The 14,443-nt window shown below is 61.0% G+C and carries 15 protein-coding genes; 6 read left to right on the top strand and 9 right to left on the bottom strand.

What is annotated here, in order from left to right:
- Nucleotides 1-230 precede the first annotated feature (230 nt).
- Nucleotides 231-599, bottom strand: a complete 369-nt coding sequence (locus tag AC3WN8_RS29550) for a PaaI family thioesterase (protein WP_492673113.1) — start codon at nucleotides 597-599, stop codon at nucleotides 231-233.
- A 589-nt stretch (nucleotides 600-1,188) separates the two neighbouring features.
- Between AC3WN8_RS29550 and AC3WN8_RS29545 the strand changes: the two genes are divergently transcribed.
- The 3 genes from AC3WN8_RS29545 to AC3WN8_RS29535 are packed head-to-tail and all read left to right on the top strand — an operon-like array spanning nucleotide 1,189 to nucleotide 4,699.
- A complete protein-coding gene (locus AC3WN8_RS29545; RefSeq protein ID WP_492673112.1) occupies nucleotides 1,189-2,643 on the top strand; it encodes a 3-oxoacyl-[acyl-carrier-protein] synthase III C-terminal domain-containing protein in 1,455 nt (484 codons plus the stop codon).
- Complete coding sequence (locus AC3WN8_RS29540; RefSeq protein ID WP_492673111.1) at nucleotides 2,644-3,849, top strand: acetyl-CoA acetyltransferase; 1,206 nt, start codon at nucleotides 2,644-2,646, stop codon at nucleotides 3,847-3,849.
- A 40-nt stretch (nucleotides 3,850-3,889) separates the two neighbouring features.
- The gene (locus AC3WN8_RS29535; protein WP_492673110.1) at nucleotides 3,890-4,699 is read left to right on the top strand and encodes an SDR family NAD(P)-dependent oxidoreductase; all 810 of its coding nucleotides are present in this window, start codon (nucleotides 3,890-3,892) and stop codon (nucleotides 4,697-4,699) included.
- Nucleotides 4,700-4,928: 229 nt separating this feature from the next.
- On the opposite strand, the gene AC3WN8_RS29530 is transcribed toward AC3WN8_RS29535, so the two are convergent.
- Nucleotides 4,929-6,134: a hypothetical protein gene (locus AC3WN8_RS29530; RefSeq protein ID WP_492673109.1), complete on the bottom strand. Its 1,206-nt coding sequence runs from the start codon at nucleotides 6,132-6,134 to the stop codon at nucleotides 4,929-4,931.
- 408 nt (nucleotides 6,135-6,542) lie between these two features.
- Nucleotides 6,543-7,175, bottom strand: a complete 633-nt coding sequence (locus AC3WN8_RS29525) for a tyrosine-type recombinase/integrase (RefSeq protein ID WP_492673108.1) — start codon at nucleotides 7,173-7,175, stop codon at nucleotides 6,543-6,545.
- A 139-nt stretch (nucleotides 7,176-7,314) separates the two neighbouring features.
- On the opposite strand from AC3WN8_RS29525, the gene AC3WN8_RS29520 reads away from it, so the two are divergent.
- The gene (locus AC3WN8_RS29520) at nucleotides 7,315-7,695 is read left to right on the top strand and encodes a hypothetical protein (protein ID WP_492673107.1); all 381 of its coding nucleotides are present in this window, start codon (nucleotides 7,315-7,317) and stop codon (nucleotides 7,693-7,695) included.
- 637 nt (nucleotides 7,696-8,332) lie between these two features.
- Here the strand turns inward: AC3WN8_RS29520 and AC3WN8_RS29515 are convergent.
- The 3 genes from AC3WN8_RS29515 to AC3WN8_RS29505 form a co-directional block, all read right to left on the bottom strand.
- Nucleotides 8,333-8,773, bottom strand: a complete 441-nt coding sequence (locus AC3WN8_RS29515) for a hypothetical protein (protein ID WP_492673106.1) — start codon at nucleotides 8,771-8,773, stop codon at nucleotides 8,333-8,335.
- A 732-nt stretch (nucleotides 8,774-9,505) separates the two neighbouring features.
- Nucleotides 9,506-10,093, bottom strand: coding sequence for a hypothetical protein (locus AC3WN8_RS29510; protein ID WP_492673105.1), 588 nt, complete (start codon nucleotides 10,091-10,093; stop codon nucleotides 9,506-9,508).
- Nucleotides 10,094-10,296: 203 nt separating this feature from the next.
- Nucleotides 10,297-10,611, bottom strand: a complete 315-nt coding sequence (locus AC3WN8_RS29505; RefSeq protein ID WP_492673104.1) for a hypothetical protein — start codon at nucleotides 10,609-10,611, stop codon at nucleotides 10,297-10,299.
- Nucleotides 10,612-10,892: 281 nt separating this feature from the next.
- Here AC3WN8_RS29505 and AC3WN8_RS29500 point away from each other — a divergent pair, with 281 nt between their 5' ends.
- On the top strand, nucleotides 10,893-11,096 hold the full coding sequence (locus tag AC3WN8_RS29500; RefSeq protein ID WP_492673103.1) for a hypothetical protein: 204 nt from the start codon (nucleotides 10,893-10,895) through the stop codon (nucleotides 11,094-11,096).
- Nucleotides 11,097-11,581: 485 nt separating this feature from the next.
- A complete protein-coding gene (locus tag AC3WN8_RS29495) occupies nucleotides 11,582-12,085 on the top strand; it encodes a hypothetical protein (protein WP_492673102.1) in 504 nt (167 codons plus the stop codon).
- Nucleotides 12,086-12,225: 140 nt separating this feature from the next.
- On the opposite strand, the gene AC3WN8_RS29490 is transcribed toward AC3WN8_RS29495, so the two are convergent.
- The 3 genes from AC3WN8_RS29490 to AC3WN8_RS29480 all read right to left on the bottom strand — a co-directional run.
- Nucleotides 12,226-13,242 (bottom strand): alpha/beta hydrolase family protein, encoded by a 1,017-nt coding sequence (locus AC3WN8_RS29490; RefSeq protein ID WP_492673101.1) that lies wholly within the window; start codon nucleotides 13,240-13,242, stop codon nucleotides 12,226-12,228.
- The gene (locus AC3WN8_RS29485; RefSeq protein ID WP_492673100.1) at nucleotides 13,164-13,973 is read right to left on the bottom strand and encodes a sterol desaturase family protein; all 810 of its coding nucleotides are present in this window, start codon (nucleotides 13,971-13,973) and stop codon (nucleotides 13,164-13,166) included. Before AC3WN8_RS29485 ends, AC3WN8_RS29490 begins: the two co-directional genes overlap by 79 nt.
- 3 nt (nucleotides 13,974-13,976) lie before the next feature.
- Nucleotides 13,977-14,443, bottom strand: a 467-nt coding sequence (locus tag AC3WN8_RS29480) for an EF-hand domain-containing protein (protein ID WP_492673099.1), incomplete at its 5' end; no start/stop codon positions are given.

Raw genomic sequence — 14,443 nt, 5'->3', positions numbered from 1 at the left:
GCAACCATGCGCAAACTCATCATCATCGCTAACGCTAAGCTTCGTGATCAGCTCGCCAGCATCTGAGTTGATGACGAGGCGGGGGCAACGGATCAAAATCATATTTCGACGACGTGATTGGAGGCTCATCCACCGAAGCTGACTTTCACCAAGCCCCCCCTGAAATCCCGGATAACAATGGGCTTTCGCCGGAATGACGGGAGGCCGATCGAATTCTTTCAGCGCCCTGCCTAGCCCGCTTTCATGAAGGTCGCGCGGCCGATGGCGGCGGTGCGGCCATCGGCATCGACGACCTTTCCCTCCACGCGGGTCAGCGTTCTCGACGTCTGAAGCACGGTGCCGCAGGCGCGCACGATGCCCGGGGCCAGCGGCCGCAGGAAGCTCGTGCCCAGTTCGATGGTCGGCATATAGGCGTCGGGAGGCAATGCGTGGCGCACCGCGCGCGACATCGCGATATCGAGCAGGCTCAGGATCACGCCGCCATGCACCAGCCCCTTGTCGTGGACATGCGTGTCGCCCGCTTCGATCTCGATCCAGTAGCCGTCATCGCCCGGGCCGATATGCCTGACGCCCAGCAGCGCGTTGAACCCGTTCGCCATGCCAGTTCTCCGATATGCGGATGCGCGAATGCATCCGTCATGTCGATCAGGGGAAAACCGCTCAAGCGCTACTCGCCTCTGGCGGGTGGGAGTCGAAGAACGGTGCCGACCGAGGTGATCGGGTTCACGCGAAGGCGCGAAGGCGCGAAAAGAAAGTGGCGAAAGAGGTATGTCGGTTGAGAGCGATCCTCCGCGTCTCCGCGCCTCCGCGTGATCCTGTTGGCCTGGGACGTTTGCCGAGCTTGAATGATTCACGCGGAGGCGCGGAGACGCGGAGGAGAGAGGTTACTGCCTGCATCCCGGCACATCTCCTATCTCATCAGCCCCTCAGACAAGCCCGTCGAACTGTTCTTGTCGTCATCCCGGCGGACGCGGCGTGAACGGATGCATCGCAATTCCCCTCCACCACAACGCTTCGCGTCATGGTCCCCCTCCCCGCGCTGAAGCGCAGGGAGGAGAGGCTGCCCCGCGTCCGCTAAACGAGTTTTACCTGAGCGTGCGCGTTTCTAGGCAGGCGGGGCGGCCGTCGAGTGTCGGCGAGGCGATGGCCCGGCCGACATGCTGCGATGAGAGCGCCACGGAGAGAATAGTGTTCAGGACAGGCATCACCTCGATTGCGGGATATCTCCCGAGGCTGCGGCTCGCGCGAAAGGCGATCGTCGATGCCAACAAATGGGCGAACCCGGCGCTGTCGTCGATGGGCAAAGGGCGGCGCACGATCTGCGCGCATGACGAAGACAGCCTGACGATGGCGGTGGAAGCGAGCCGATATTGCCTGAGCCAGGCCGGAGATGCCCACATCGAACTGATCCAGTTCGCGAGCACGACGCCCCCCTTCGCCGATCGCGCCAATGCCGTCATATTGAACGAAGCGCTGGGATTGTCGCCCGATGTCCGCTGCACCGACGTCACCGGATTTCTTGGGTGCGGCACCGCGGCGCTGATCACCGCGCTCGAAAGCGAGCGGACCGCGCTGACCATCGCATCCGACCGGCGGATGGCGAAGATCGCGTCGGCGCAGGAGCTCTCGCTCGGCCACGCCGCGGCGGCAGTGACGACGGGGACCGAAAATCTCATCGCGCGCTTTATCGCCTCGCATTCGACATCGGTGGATTTCGTCGATCATTATCGCAACGCGAACGCGCAGACCGACTATCTGCTCGAGGAACGCTGGATCCGCGAAGAGAGTCATTTGAAGATCGCGCCGCCAGCGATCCAGGCGCTGCTGAAAAAGACGGAGCGCGACGCCGGCACCATCCACCATCTCGCGATCGCCGGCGCCGGACGCGCCGCCGCACGCCAGATCGCCGGCCTTTGCACGATCCCCGAAGACAGGCTGGTCGACGCGCTGGATGCGGATTGCGGCGACACCGGTTCCGCCCATGCGCTGATCATGCTGTGCCAGGCACTGGAAGCAGCGGGCCCCGGCGAGACCATATTGCTGGTGAACATCGCCCAGGGATGCCAGGCGCTGCTGTTCGAGACGACCGACGTGGTCGGCGGCCGGACGGCGGGTCATGCGATCCGAAGCCAGCTGGAAAGCGGCGTCGAGGATCATAATTATCTGCGCTTCCTGTCGTTCAACGAGCAGATCGAGGTGGATTGGGGCATCCGCGCCGAGCGCGACAACCGGACGTCGCTGTCGGCGTTCAACCGCCATCGCAAGACGGTGACCGGCTTTGTCGGCGGGCAATGCAGCGCATGCGGGACGCGGCAATTCCCCAAGGGCCAATGCTGCGTCAATCCCGATTGCCGGCAGTTCGGCACGCTGATCGACGAGCCGTTCCAGCACAAGATCGGCACGGTGAAATCCTTTACCGAGGACTGGCTCGCCGTCTCCCCCAACCCGCCCCTCATGTACGGCAATGTCGCCTTCGACGATGGCGGCGTGATCATGATGGAATTCACCGATTTCGAGCCGGGTGAGCTGGGCGTCGGAACGCCGGTCCGTTTCGTGTTCCGGATCAAGGACAAGGACCCCAAGCGGCAATTCCATCGATATTTCTGGAAGGCCGCCCCCGTTCAAACAACAAAGGCTGGATAAATGGCTGAGGGCATTCGGGACAAGGTCGTCATCATCGGCATGGGATGCTCCCGCTTCGGCGAACGATGGGATTGCAGCGCCGAGGATCTGATCGTGGAATCGTTTCGCGAGGCGCTGTCCGATGCGGGAATCGAACGCGAACAGATCGACGCCGCCTGGTTCGGCCTGTCGATGGACGAACAGAATCTCGGCAAGTCCGCGCTGTCGCTGTCGCATGCGCTGCGCCTGCCCAATATCGCCGCGACGCGCGTCGAGAATCTGTGCGCGACGGGATCCGAGGCGTTGCGCGGCGCGGTCTATGCGGTCGCGGCCGGCGCCGCCGACATCGCGCTGGCGCTGGGCGTCGAGAAGCTGAAGGACACCGGCTATGGCGGCCTGCCCGAACGCAGCAAGGGGACGTTCAACGATCTGTGGCAGCCGGGCGCGACGGCGCCCGGATCCTTCGCGCAATTCGCCAGCGCCTATGCCGCGCGCCACGACCTGAAGATGGACACGCTGAAGCAGGCGATGGCCCATATATCGTGGAAGAGCCACGAGAATGGCGCGAAGAACCCCAAGGCGCATCTGCGCCGCCGGATTTCGAAGGACGCGATCCTGGCCGCCCCGATGATCGCCTATCCACTCGGCCTGTTCGATTGTTGCGGGGTCAGCGACGGATCGGCCTGTGCGATCGTGGCGAGCCCGGAAATGGCGCAGCGGCTGGGCCGGACGGGCGAGTTGGTCAGCGTCAAATCGATGCAATTGTCGCTGAGCAACGGTTCGGAGATGTCGCATAATGGCTGGGACGGCAGCCATGCCCGCACCACAAGGATCGCCGCGCAAAAGGCGTATCGCGAGGCGGGCATTTCCGATCCGGTGCGAGAGCTCGACATGGTCGAAGTGCATGACTGTTTCTCGATCACCGAGCTGGTCACGATGGAGGATCTGGGCCTCTCCACGCCCGGCAGCGGTTATCGCGACGTGCTGGCCGGCAAGTTCGACGCCGACGGCGAAGTCGCCAGCAATATCGACGGCGGCCTGAAATGCTTCGGCCATCCGATCGGCGCATCGGGCCTGCGCATGGTCTATGAGGGATATAACCAGTTGCTCGGCCGCGCCGGCGACCGCCAGCTGACCCGGCCCAAAAGGGCGCTGACGCACAATCTGGGCGGTTTCCCCAACAACAATGTCTCCAGCATCTCCATCCTGGGCATGCTGGGCAGCTGACCCGCCCCTCCCCTTTCCACATCCACAAGAGGCGCGCGCCGTGAACAATCCCGCATCGATCGAGAACCCGGCATCACTTCAGAACCCGGCCTCGCTTAAAGACAAAGTCATCATCGTCACCGGCGCCGCGCAGGGCATCGGCAAGGCGCTGGCGGATCATGCGATCCTGATGGGCGCACGCGTCGCCGCGGTGGATATCAACGCGGCGGCGTTGCGGGAGAGCCTGAGCGGACATGCGCCCGGCCGGGCGAAGGGCTTTGCCGGCGACATCACCGACGCGGATTTCGTCGCCGATGTCGTGCGGGAAACGGCAGAGGCATTCGGCGATGTCCACGGCCTGCTCAACAATGCAGGCATCGTGCGCGCCGCGATGATCACCGAGATGACGCGCGACCAGTGGCAGGCGGTGATCGACGTCAACCTGACCGGCGCGTTCGTCTGCCTCCAGGCGGTCGGCCGCTATATGGTCGACAAGGCGAAGGCGGGCGATCCCAATCCCGGATCGATCGTCAACGTCTCATCCGACGCCGGCCGGCGCGGCACATTCGGCCAGATCAACTATGGCGCGGCGAAATCGGGCGTGATGGGCCTCACCATGAGCGCCGCGCGCGAATGGGGCCGGTTCAACATCAACGTGAACAGCGTGTGTTACGGCCTGGTCGAAACCGCGATGACCGAGACCATCCGCCAGGAGAAATTCCGCGGCCGGTATCTGGAGACGATCCCGCTGGGCCGGTTTTCGACGCCCGAGGAGATCGCGCCGGCGACGTGTTTCTTCCTGTCGGATGCGGCGGGGTATATCACCGGGCAGCATATCGGGATTGATGGGGGGTTTCATATTACGGCTTAGGGGTGGGTCCCGGTGTGAATTTGGGAGGGTGGTCCGTGAGCGATTTTCTTTTGATTTTCCAAACGGACATAAACCTATTGAGGCTTGAGTTGGGCCGCTTGCTGACTGACAGGTTTCGGGAAACGATCCAAGGAAAGCTGCCGTTTGCGGACTCCCGACGTGAGCAGTCCGCCCCCGCCCGGCATTCGCAGCGACGAGGGCGCTCCCAGAACAGGTGAAAGGAAGAGCCCTATCGTCCCGGGCGGATGATCATGGCGTCCCAATCTGCCACCGCTTCGTACAAACCATTTGCCGGTGCCCCGAAGCTGTCCGATGGAGCCGTGAAGCGCGCGCGCTTCAGCGCGATGCGACATCCCGCCGCGTCCCAGGCATCGTTCCCGCTCGACCGGATCACCGTACATCCTATGGGCGCGCCTTTGTCGTCGAGCTTGATGTGCATCGGGATGATCCGCAGTTCAGGCAGTGTTCCGGCGGGGCGCTCTCGCGGAAGGAGCGTCACATCTTTCGGCATGCTGGGTACCGTCGCCAGCGCGGGCGCGGTCATCGCGGCCTTGCCCCGATTCCATTCGACAAGCACCGGAAAATCATCCGGACCGACATATGCGAGGCCCTCTTTCAAACTGTATACGCTCGAGAGCAGGGCTTTGCAGGTCGCCGCGTCCAACCGGGCATCCTTACTGGACATGACCACGTTGCAAGCCGCGATGGTTCCGAACCCTTCCTTTTCGACCCGCTTTAACCTCACGCCGACCCTGGCCATTTTCGGAAGCGTCTCTGGATTGGTCAGCGCTTCCGTCCAATTCGGCTCGGAAATCACGAATTTATTGTACCAGAAATGCGAGCGGTCCTCCCAATATCCGGTCTCGGACAGAATATGGCCAGGTGTTGGGGCAGGCGGAAGGACCGGTGGCGGCGGCCCAAATACGGGCGCTGATCGAGAAAAGGACAGGGATGTCTTCACGGTGCTTGCGATCGGTTCGCCATCGGCATTGATGGCAGGTCGGAAACGGATTTCCTTTTGCAGGAACTCGCAGAGCGGCAGCGATACGGGCTGATAAGAATTCGGTTCGCGACGGACGCCACGCCGGATGCGGGCCTCGACCACATGACAATTCGTCTGGCTGCCGTCGACGCCGACCACGAGCCGTACCGTCGCGGAAGCATCAAATTCACCGTGCTCCGCGGCCAACGGCCCAGGCATCTTCACCTTGGCCATCGTCAAGATCTTACCTGCCTCCACAAAAGCGGGGAGGCGCACCTGCGGACTTCTCCCGATCACGACGGGTTCGGCCGACTCTACAAAAGCGAAATTCCGCTCGCGGAAAGCCGGATCACCCGCCTGGGCTTCGACGCCGCTAGAGAAAGTCAGTGTCGCGCCGGCAAGTGATGTTGCCGCCAATACAGCGGAGAAAACGTCACCACCGGATCTAGACACGTCTTCATCCCCCCACGAATCTTCCTCTGGAGGACAATATGCGGCATTACGGTGTCAGTTTGCTAAATAATCGAATTCAGCCTCGCTTTCGATCCACGCGTCGACGGTGCGACGTTGTGCGTCGCCTCCGCGCCGCGGTTGCGGCCCCGACACCATCATGCATTTAGTAAACTGGCACCGTAATTAAGGTAACTCCATCGTCGGGCCGCGACTTCAGCCGATCCAAAATTTCAGCAAATACGCGCATCACCACAGACGCCAGTGTGGCGAAGCGGCTTATTGCGCTGGGCGGCAACCGACGGCAGCTTTTGGCAATCGTAAAAGCCGGGCTGGCCGACCGAAATGAGGGCGCATAGCTGTCTGGCAGTGGAGTGGCCCATCTGCAGCCGAGACGGGCCGCTCCTGCACTTAGATCTCTGTCCTCTCCGCAAGGATCAGGGCATCTTCAATATCGACGCCGAGATATCGAACCGTGTTCTCGATCTTCATATGGCCCAGAAGGATCTGAATTGCGCGAAGATTGCCTGTAGCCTTGTAGATCATCGACGCTTTGGTCCGGCGAAGCGAATGCGTGCCATACTCGGCGCGACGAAGTCCGACGGCATCGACCCACTCATCCACGAGCCTGGCATATTGGCGTGTGCTGAGGTGGCCGGCAGGATCGACGCGGCTCGGGAAAGCATAGTCGTGGACGGCCCCGCCTCGACGCTCAAGCCAAGCGAGCAGGCTAGCCCTGACATCGGCTGTCAGCTCGAACTGCACCGGCTTTCCGGTTTTCTGCTGGATCACGATAGCTCTGGTTCGGATGTCAGCTCCGGAAACGATATCGCCAATCTTGATCTTTACCAGGTCACAGCCGCGTAGCTTGCTGTCGATCGCCAGATCAAACAGCGCCCTGTCGCGACGGCGGCCTTCTCGATCCAGGAAGAAGCGCACAGCCCAGATCTGCTTCTGAGTCAGGGGCCGTTTGGTGCCGACCGTCTTACCGGCGTTCCATGCCGGCCGATGCTGCGCGGCAGGGTCATGTTGCGAGTGTCCCATCGTTCATCTCCACGGCCTTGATTGGCCATCGAGCAAAACGCCGGCATGCGCCTTGGCCAGCTAGAAGCGGTCGGGCGGTAGACGCCCCAGTTGCAGACATCGTCGCTGGCATTTCTCGTGAAGGAGAAGGGGATTTGCGGTGGGATTTTTTGGACGTTCTAAGGCTTCGTTGCACCCACTTGCGCAAACCCCAGTATGGATCGTCCCGCTTCACGTTAAGGCTGGGGTTGAGCAACTTCCTGCGTCACTGATTGGCGCTTATGTTCAGGTGTTCTGCCAAGGCGACAATGCCAACTTCGCCGCATGGGCTGCAATCCAAGCTATTGAGGCTATGGGATTTTCTGTTCCCGACAATCCCACTACCGTCCATCAGATGCCAGCTTCGCAATACGAGACATATGTTTCGGAAAACTGGCCAGAGTTAGCGATGAGTTTTCCTGATCAATCAGAATTCTACGACCGGATTGCAGAAAGCCGAGCGGTGGTCGGGCCATTTGCTGGATATGATACCGCAGCTTAACACAAAAGTATCCTCTACGACCGTCTTCCACCCATTATGCGCTCCAGGACCGGTCAGGCCGCTCACGCCCCACTTGCGGATGTTCGCAAATAACGTAGCGTGCTCGTTCAACTGGAGTGGTTTCGGGTGGCCGGATTGTCGCGTCTCGCGTTGTTACTCGCGTTGTTCGCGAGCGCTTGCGATACTTCCAAAGACAAAAAGACAGACCCTTGGGGTCGAGAACCTGATCCTGCGCTTGCGCCAGTAAACGATGCCAGCGCGCGCAGGGTAAAGGAGTTGCTGGCCGCCGGATTCGTAATTGTGGACCAGCATGAGACTGCATGTGACGCTGGGCCAGGAATCGCGTGCGATGGGGTTGATGCTGTGTATCTTGGGCGAGAGAGCGGCGTTGACAAGGATGACCTTGCCGAGTTCGCCTGTCCCGGGATCAAGGCGCCATACGACGAGTGGAAATGTCGCGAACTTGATCCGCCCTACGTGCCAAATGGCGGCTTCCGACCAGTTGCCGAGAATGGCAGCTAACCACCCAAAATTGGCCATTCGAAGTCGGTCAGATCATATCGGCTCATACCGATGCTGCATCAGAGCCGCGCGGATTGATAAAGACAATCGCGCTGTCTCTGGCCGGGCAGGCTTCCTACATGGGCGGACCGTTGTACGAGCCCCCCTCAACCTCACCGGAAGATAGTTCTACCCGGAAGGACAGCCAGCTATCGGATGTCGGATCGAAAGCCTCACCCGTTATAGCAGAGTCTGAACAAACGATATGACGGATACCGTCCCACGACAAGCGACGGCTTCTCCATATAGAACGATGCGCATCAAATGCCTCAAACCACAAACCGTTAGAGACGATCATGGCGTTAAGTTCGGCGACAAACCAAATGTACTGGATGTCCCCTGCCATTTCTCGAACGAGCTTTATTTCGTCGACATCAACGATGTAGCCAGCGCCCTCGGCAACGACGACGACAGCGGATGAACCGAGCTCAGAGTGGACCGCGCTCCGGCCGCCCATCCAGCCCTTGGCAAAGTTGCCGACCCAACGCTCCCCACGATGGCTGACAAACTCAACCACAAAACCCTCCCGAAAAGCATCGGGCATGGGGAATGAGCGCGCGGGCGGCCCGTATGGTGGCAAGCCTAGCAGGTGGCGAACAGCGAACATACCGATACGCTACGGGAGCGCCGCTCCGTCGTCCAACCTCTTCGGCAAGACGCGTTTATGAGTTTATGGCCTATCGCGGCGCCCGACACACAAACCCTAACGGGCGATTGATTCGCCGAATCCGGCTCCAAGGTGGCGGCCGACAAACCGGACTGTCTGTTAGCGCCCCACTTGCGGACGTTCGCAGGCTTCTGCCATACAGTCCCGATGAAGGCGGTCGTGGTTATGGTTCTGATTGGCGCGACCTGTGCCTGCGCCTTGAGCGAAGATTACGTTTCACCCGCCGAGAAATGTGCTCAAGAGCAAGTTAGGGGTGCATCGAAAATAGACGCATCACTGAGACAGCTGGTCGCATCGCAATGCGCTCGACAAATCCAAAATTGGGCGATGAAGGGATTGGAAAAACTTCAAGGCCATCCTGTCGATCTAGGCGATGTCCGCTCAAGACAGGAATATGCTGATCGTCAGCAGGCAATTCTTCGCTTGCTCGTTCCGCTCGAGGACGAGCCACCATGGCTATCGAGCGATAGCGCTCCTGGCAGTTGACCACCCAGTCCCAGTCGTTCCGCACGCCATCGGCGGGTCCCGAATCCCGACGGTCGGCTAGCGCCCCACTTGCAGACATTTGGCGTCTCAACTTCGTTACCGGCTTGGGTCGAACCATCTCGGCTCGGGTTCGGTATCACGCCATAAACGACTATAGCGAAACTTTCCGGTCTGTTTATCGATTAACAGCCATTCTTTATGTGCGCCACGCGGGACCGACATTTGTACCAGAAAGGCAGTGACGCTCTCGCGAAGGATCTCTATCGTGCAGGAACGACTAGCACCATTAAGCAAGCTGTCTCCAATCGCCAGCGCCTTGACACGATCGGTGATCCCCACTCCATCTACGTACGAGAGGCGCTGGGTTTGATCAGCGATCCAGCGCTTTACGCCGCTGTGTGTCCTGTATTTCTCAGCGAGAACCAGAGCATGGCGCGCTGCCATTAGATCGGACGGAACCTGATGAACCGTATGGTTCCGCGTAAAATCTTCCCAGATATTTAGAACATATTCTGCTTTTGGGCAGCTTGGGCTTGCCGCTAAATCTAAGACAGTTTCTGCAAACCGCCAATCGTGGAGGGCAAGGTCCTCATCCTGCTGGGCCAACTCTGCGTCGGGATCGAATGCCCAGCGCCGAATCATCGCATCATCAAGCTCACCTTCGTCCAGGAGATAGTGTTCCACCGTTTTTCCTTGAATCTGATATCCACATTACGCAAAATATCGCCGCGTAACAGCGGCGATGCAATGTCCGCTTTCCACCCAATCCTCGCCGTTCGTGATCAAAAAAAGAGCCGCCGGAAGCGGTCCTGCAAGAATCGCCCCAGTTGCAGACGTGGGCCGTGTTGGCATCTGCCAGGCAAGCAAATCTTCCTGCAGCGGCTGGATCAGCGAACGCGTACCGATGTCGGGTCGGGATCATTGGGGTCGAACAGCTGATGAAAAACGTGTGTCAGGTACACGCGTTCAGAACCCGCTCCACAAGCAGCATTGAACTCTTCGTCGATCTGGGCCTGATTGCGCATCGCTTTTGCGCCTCGGACGAACAATGTGTCCTTCCCATTCAAATTCACCGTGACCATCGCGACAGCAAATCCGTGTGCTATCCTGTCGGCGGTGAAGGCCTTGATCTCCTCGGCAGGCGCGCCTTGAACGATGTAATGATACATCGCGTACGCACCGGCCTTGCCATATTCCGTCACGGTAGGCGCTTGTTTGAAGGGACAGGCCCTTGTTAGCTTTATGGGGCTGCTAATCTCTGGTTTCCAACGAACACATCCGGTGACCGAGCCCCCAATCAAGATAACACATAGCGTTTTCGTAAAATAATGAGGCGTCCTGATCATCAGGTCTTGGTAACAGCCGATTCTTAATGACTGCCAACCACCCACTCTCCGTCGTTCGCGACCGCAAGGCACTGTCAAGACAGACGGGCAGGATGCGCCCCGGTTGCGAACATTCTTCGCCGTGATATTCTCGCTCCGTGAAAATACCCGAAAAGAAACAGCGCTTGGCGGCCGCGACGGCACACTACCTTCGCCAGATCGGGCGGAAGGCGCAAAAGGGCGTGGAGCCTAATGACCGGGGGTTCGACCATGAGCTCGACGAAAAGTTGAAGCGGATGAGACCAGAGGATGTCGATGCGTTATTTCGTGGCGAAGGCGACGAAGAGCCGAACGACAGCTAACCACCCATCTCCGTCATTCGTGATCTCATGGGGGCTGCCGGAAGCGGTCGGGCAAGAAGCGCCCCATTTGCGGACATTGCTCAGCGCTCACGCCTCATCGCGTACAGCCAGCCAGCGACGACAACGGCAACGAAAATACCCCCGACCAACAGGATTATGGCCAGCTGTTCCGGTCGCTGTTCTGCAAGCCTCCTCAACACGATAACTACGGCGAATAGGAGAAGGCCTCTTTTGAGCCAAACCAAGCTTGAGAGCATGGGCGATTGGTCTCAGACAACCGTAGTGCCGTCAAGACGTGCGTCCGCCAACACCCAACTCCGGTCGTTCCGCAAGCCGTTGACGAGTGCCGAGTCCTGTCAGTCAGATAAGGCCTCATTAGCGGTCGTCGCGCTTACGCTATAACGAGGGGCGTGATCGCAGACCCACTCACGCATAATCTAACCGCTCTAGCCGGCAATTTGGCCTCGATTCCGCGGCAGGCGGGAGTGGCGTTTGCCACGGCTTGCGCAACGCGTTTGACGGCAGCATCACAGGCGAACGGTATCGATACAACCCTTGTACGTTTCGCCGTGGATCGGTTGAGCGAGTGTGCTGTCGGCTGTGACATAGGCGACGTGGCAGAGCTCGAAGCACAGCTCATCGCTGCAATTCCCGACGAAGACGATTGTACTGACCTGTCCGATCTCATTTACGCAGACGCGATTGCCTGCACAATCTATGCTCTTCTCTATGCCGCTGGTGGCGATGTTCAGAATGCGGTTTTGGCATCCCTCCGCGCGTATGAAGCCGCTGACCTCTGTGCCGGGCGAGCCGTGCAGGGCGCGGCGTTCACGCAGAGTGTTGAAGATGCCATTCTAAGGCACCCGTGGGTCCAGTCTGAGCTGCAGCGACAGCATAGGGACTTGGATTTACTGCTGATGAAACCCGACGACACTCAGACGAAGCTCAATCTTATAAACCGCGCTGCACAGGAACCTGTCGCGGGGTGAATGTCGGTTTTCCTACCCAACAGCTGCCGTCAGGGCGCACCTGAGCGAACGGCGGCTTTCGGGATCGCTCAGCGCCAGGACTAATGTCGGAAATGAGGGCGCGAAGCAGTCGCTCGGCCCGATGCAACCGTCAGGACGAGCTATTTGTGCTCGAACCGATCTTCGGAGGGCAGGACTGCTCCAAACCGCTCAAGCGCGGCACCAGTGGACGTGTCCCCGAGGAGCGTTGCGCGCCAGAACAGAGTCGTTGCCGCCACCACGGTGTCGCGAATATGCGGCGTGGCGGTGGATGCCGGTCCGCGCAGCCTGTCCTGCGCATTGAACATCATATGATTGGCACCCGCTAGCACCAGCAGGTATTTCCCGCCCGGTGGCATCGCGCGGAACGGACGCTCCCGATCGCTGGGCCTGATGTTCGGCGTGATCGGTGCAGCGTCTTCGGTGCCCGTGATCGAGAAGAACGGAATGGTGACCCCGCCGAAAGCGGCGGCGTCGGATCCTTGCATTGGCGGCGAAGGGCTGAAAGCGATCGCGGCCTTGACGCGCGGGTCGGCGGCGATCCCGGCGATGGGAAAGCGCTGACCCGCGATCGCCTGGGTCGTGTGCGCGCCGAAGCTGTGGCCGGACATCCCGACATGGGCGAGGTCCGCGCGTCGCAGATCGCATGCTCCCTCGCGCGGCCGGCGGCCGAGCTCATCGAGCACGAAATGCACGTCATCGACGCGCGCGACGAGCTGCGCAGGCGCCATCGCCGCCGCGATCCTGCCCGACCCGATGATCGAGCGGTCGCTTCCCGGGTGCTGGAGATTGACGACGATGAAGCCTGTCTTCGCCCAGGCTACCGCCCAGTTGGTCCCGCCGTCGAGCGAACCTCCCAGCCCGTGGCTGAACAGGATTACCGGCACCCTACTCGTACCGGCCGGCATCCGGATGCGCACCGGCACGTCGCGGTCGCGCGCAGTGTCATGCCATTTGGCGTCACAGGTGGTGATCGCATCGGCGGGCGCGGCATGGGCTGTCGGCGCGGTCAGCAGCGCGGCAGCGATGAACAGGGTCTGGATCATGACAATTCCTCGATTCAGGGCATTGCAATCAGCGCGGTTGCCTTCGCGCGCAGGCCGCGCGCGCGGCGGGCTTCGTCCACCATCATTGCCCATTCGCGAAATGCGAGCCGAACCGGATTGGCGGTAGCGGGCCGATGCGCGAGGCCATAGCGGATCGCCTCGTCGTCCCGCTCGCGCGCGAGCGTGCCGAACAGGCGGTCGAACAGGATCAGCGTGCCGCCATAGTTCCGATCGATATAGGCTTGGTTCGACGCATGATGCAGCCGGTGATGCGCGGGCGTGTTGAACACCCATTCGAGCGGTCCGAGCCGGCCCACTGCCTCGGTATGCAGGAAGAACTGGTAGCGCAGGTTGAGCGTGAGCAGCGCGACCAGCACGAACGGCGGCAGCCCAAGCAGCACGAGCGGCAGATAGACCAGCCAGCCGGCCGAGAAGAGATTGGTCCAGCCCAGCCGCAACGAGGCGAGCAGCGTGAACTGCTCGGCTGAATGATGGACCGAATGCGTCGCCCACATCCAGCGGATGCGGTGGCTGGCGCGATGGAACCAGTAATAGGCAAACTCGACCGCGATGAAGCCGGCTGCCCAGGTTCCCCAGTGGCTCACGGGCCAGTGAAGCGGTGTCAGGCGGGCCGCAGCCATGAAAACCGAGCCGACCACGACCGTGTTCAGCACCGCGAACGGGATATTGCCGAGCACCAGCCCAAGCGTGGTGAGCACTGCGCGGCCGTCATAACCGCGCCGTCTTCCAAGGCGCCAGCCCGCCTCGGCCAGCACCAGGAGCAGCATCGTTCCCAGCCAGAGGGGAGAGCGCGCGAATTCCATGGATCAGCGCTGCTTGCGAAGTTCGGCGGCCTTCGCCTTGAAGGCGACGAGTTCGGCCTGGTCGACCTTGCCATCCTGGTTGGCATCGGCGCGGTCGAATATCGGCATCGGCGCCTTGGCGAGCTCGTCACGCGTGACGCGGCCGTCGCCATTGGCATCGGCCTCGGCGATCAGCGCGTTGAGGCGCTCCATGGCCTCGGGCCGGAAGCGGGCCAGCCGCTTGAAATCGTCGCGGCTGACTGCGCCGTCATGGTTGCGATCGGCCTTGTCGAAGCGCGCGGCGCGCGACTGCCGGAATTCGGCGCGGGTGATCACGCCGTCGCGATTGGCGTCCGCATTGGCGAGCGCGGCGCCGGGATCGCGCTGCGTCTGTGCCAGTGCGGGGCTGGCCGCGAGCAGTGCGATCGTCGGGATCAGGAACATCTTCATGGATCGAACCTCGGATTGGGGTGCGGCCGCGCCGGGGGCGA

Source organism: Sphingobium sp. FW305-3-2-15-F-TSA7 (genome assembly GCF_058787155.1).
Note: the sequence above shows the minus strand (reverse complement) of the source record. Positions and strands in the feature narration are given on the sequence as shown.

Bases quoted from the DNA above. Each gene is read 5' to 3' on its own strand.
- AC3WN8_RS29550 (WP_492673113.1), bottom strand. From the start codon at position 599: ATGGCGAACGGGTTCAACGCGCTGCTGGGCGTCAGGCATATCGGCCCG.
- AC3WN8_RS29540 (WP_492673111.1), top strand. From the start codon at position 2,644: ATGGCTGAGGGCATTCGGGACAAGGTCGTCATCATCGGCATGGGATGC.
- AC3WN8_RS29525 (WP_492673108.1), bottom strand. From the start codon at position 7,175: ATGGGACACTCGCAACATGACCCTGCCGCGCAGCATCGGCCGGCATGG.
- AC3WN8_RS29490 (WP_492673101.1), bottom strand. From the start codon at position 13,242: ATGGGCAATGATGGTGGACGAAGCCCGCCGCGCGCGCGGCCTGCGCGC.
- AC3WN8_RS29485 (WP_492673100.1), bottom strand. From the start codon at position 13,973: ATGGAATTCGCGCGCTCTCCCCTCTGGCTGGGAACGATGCTGCTCCTG.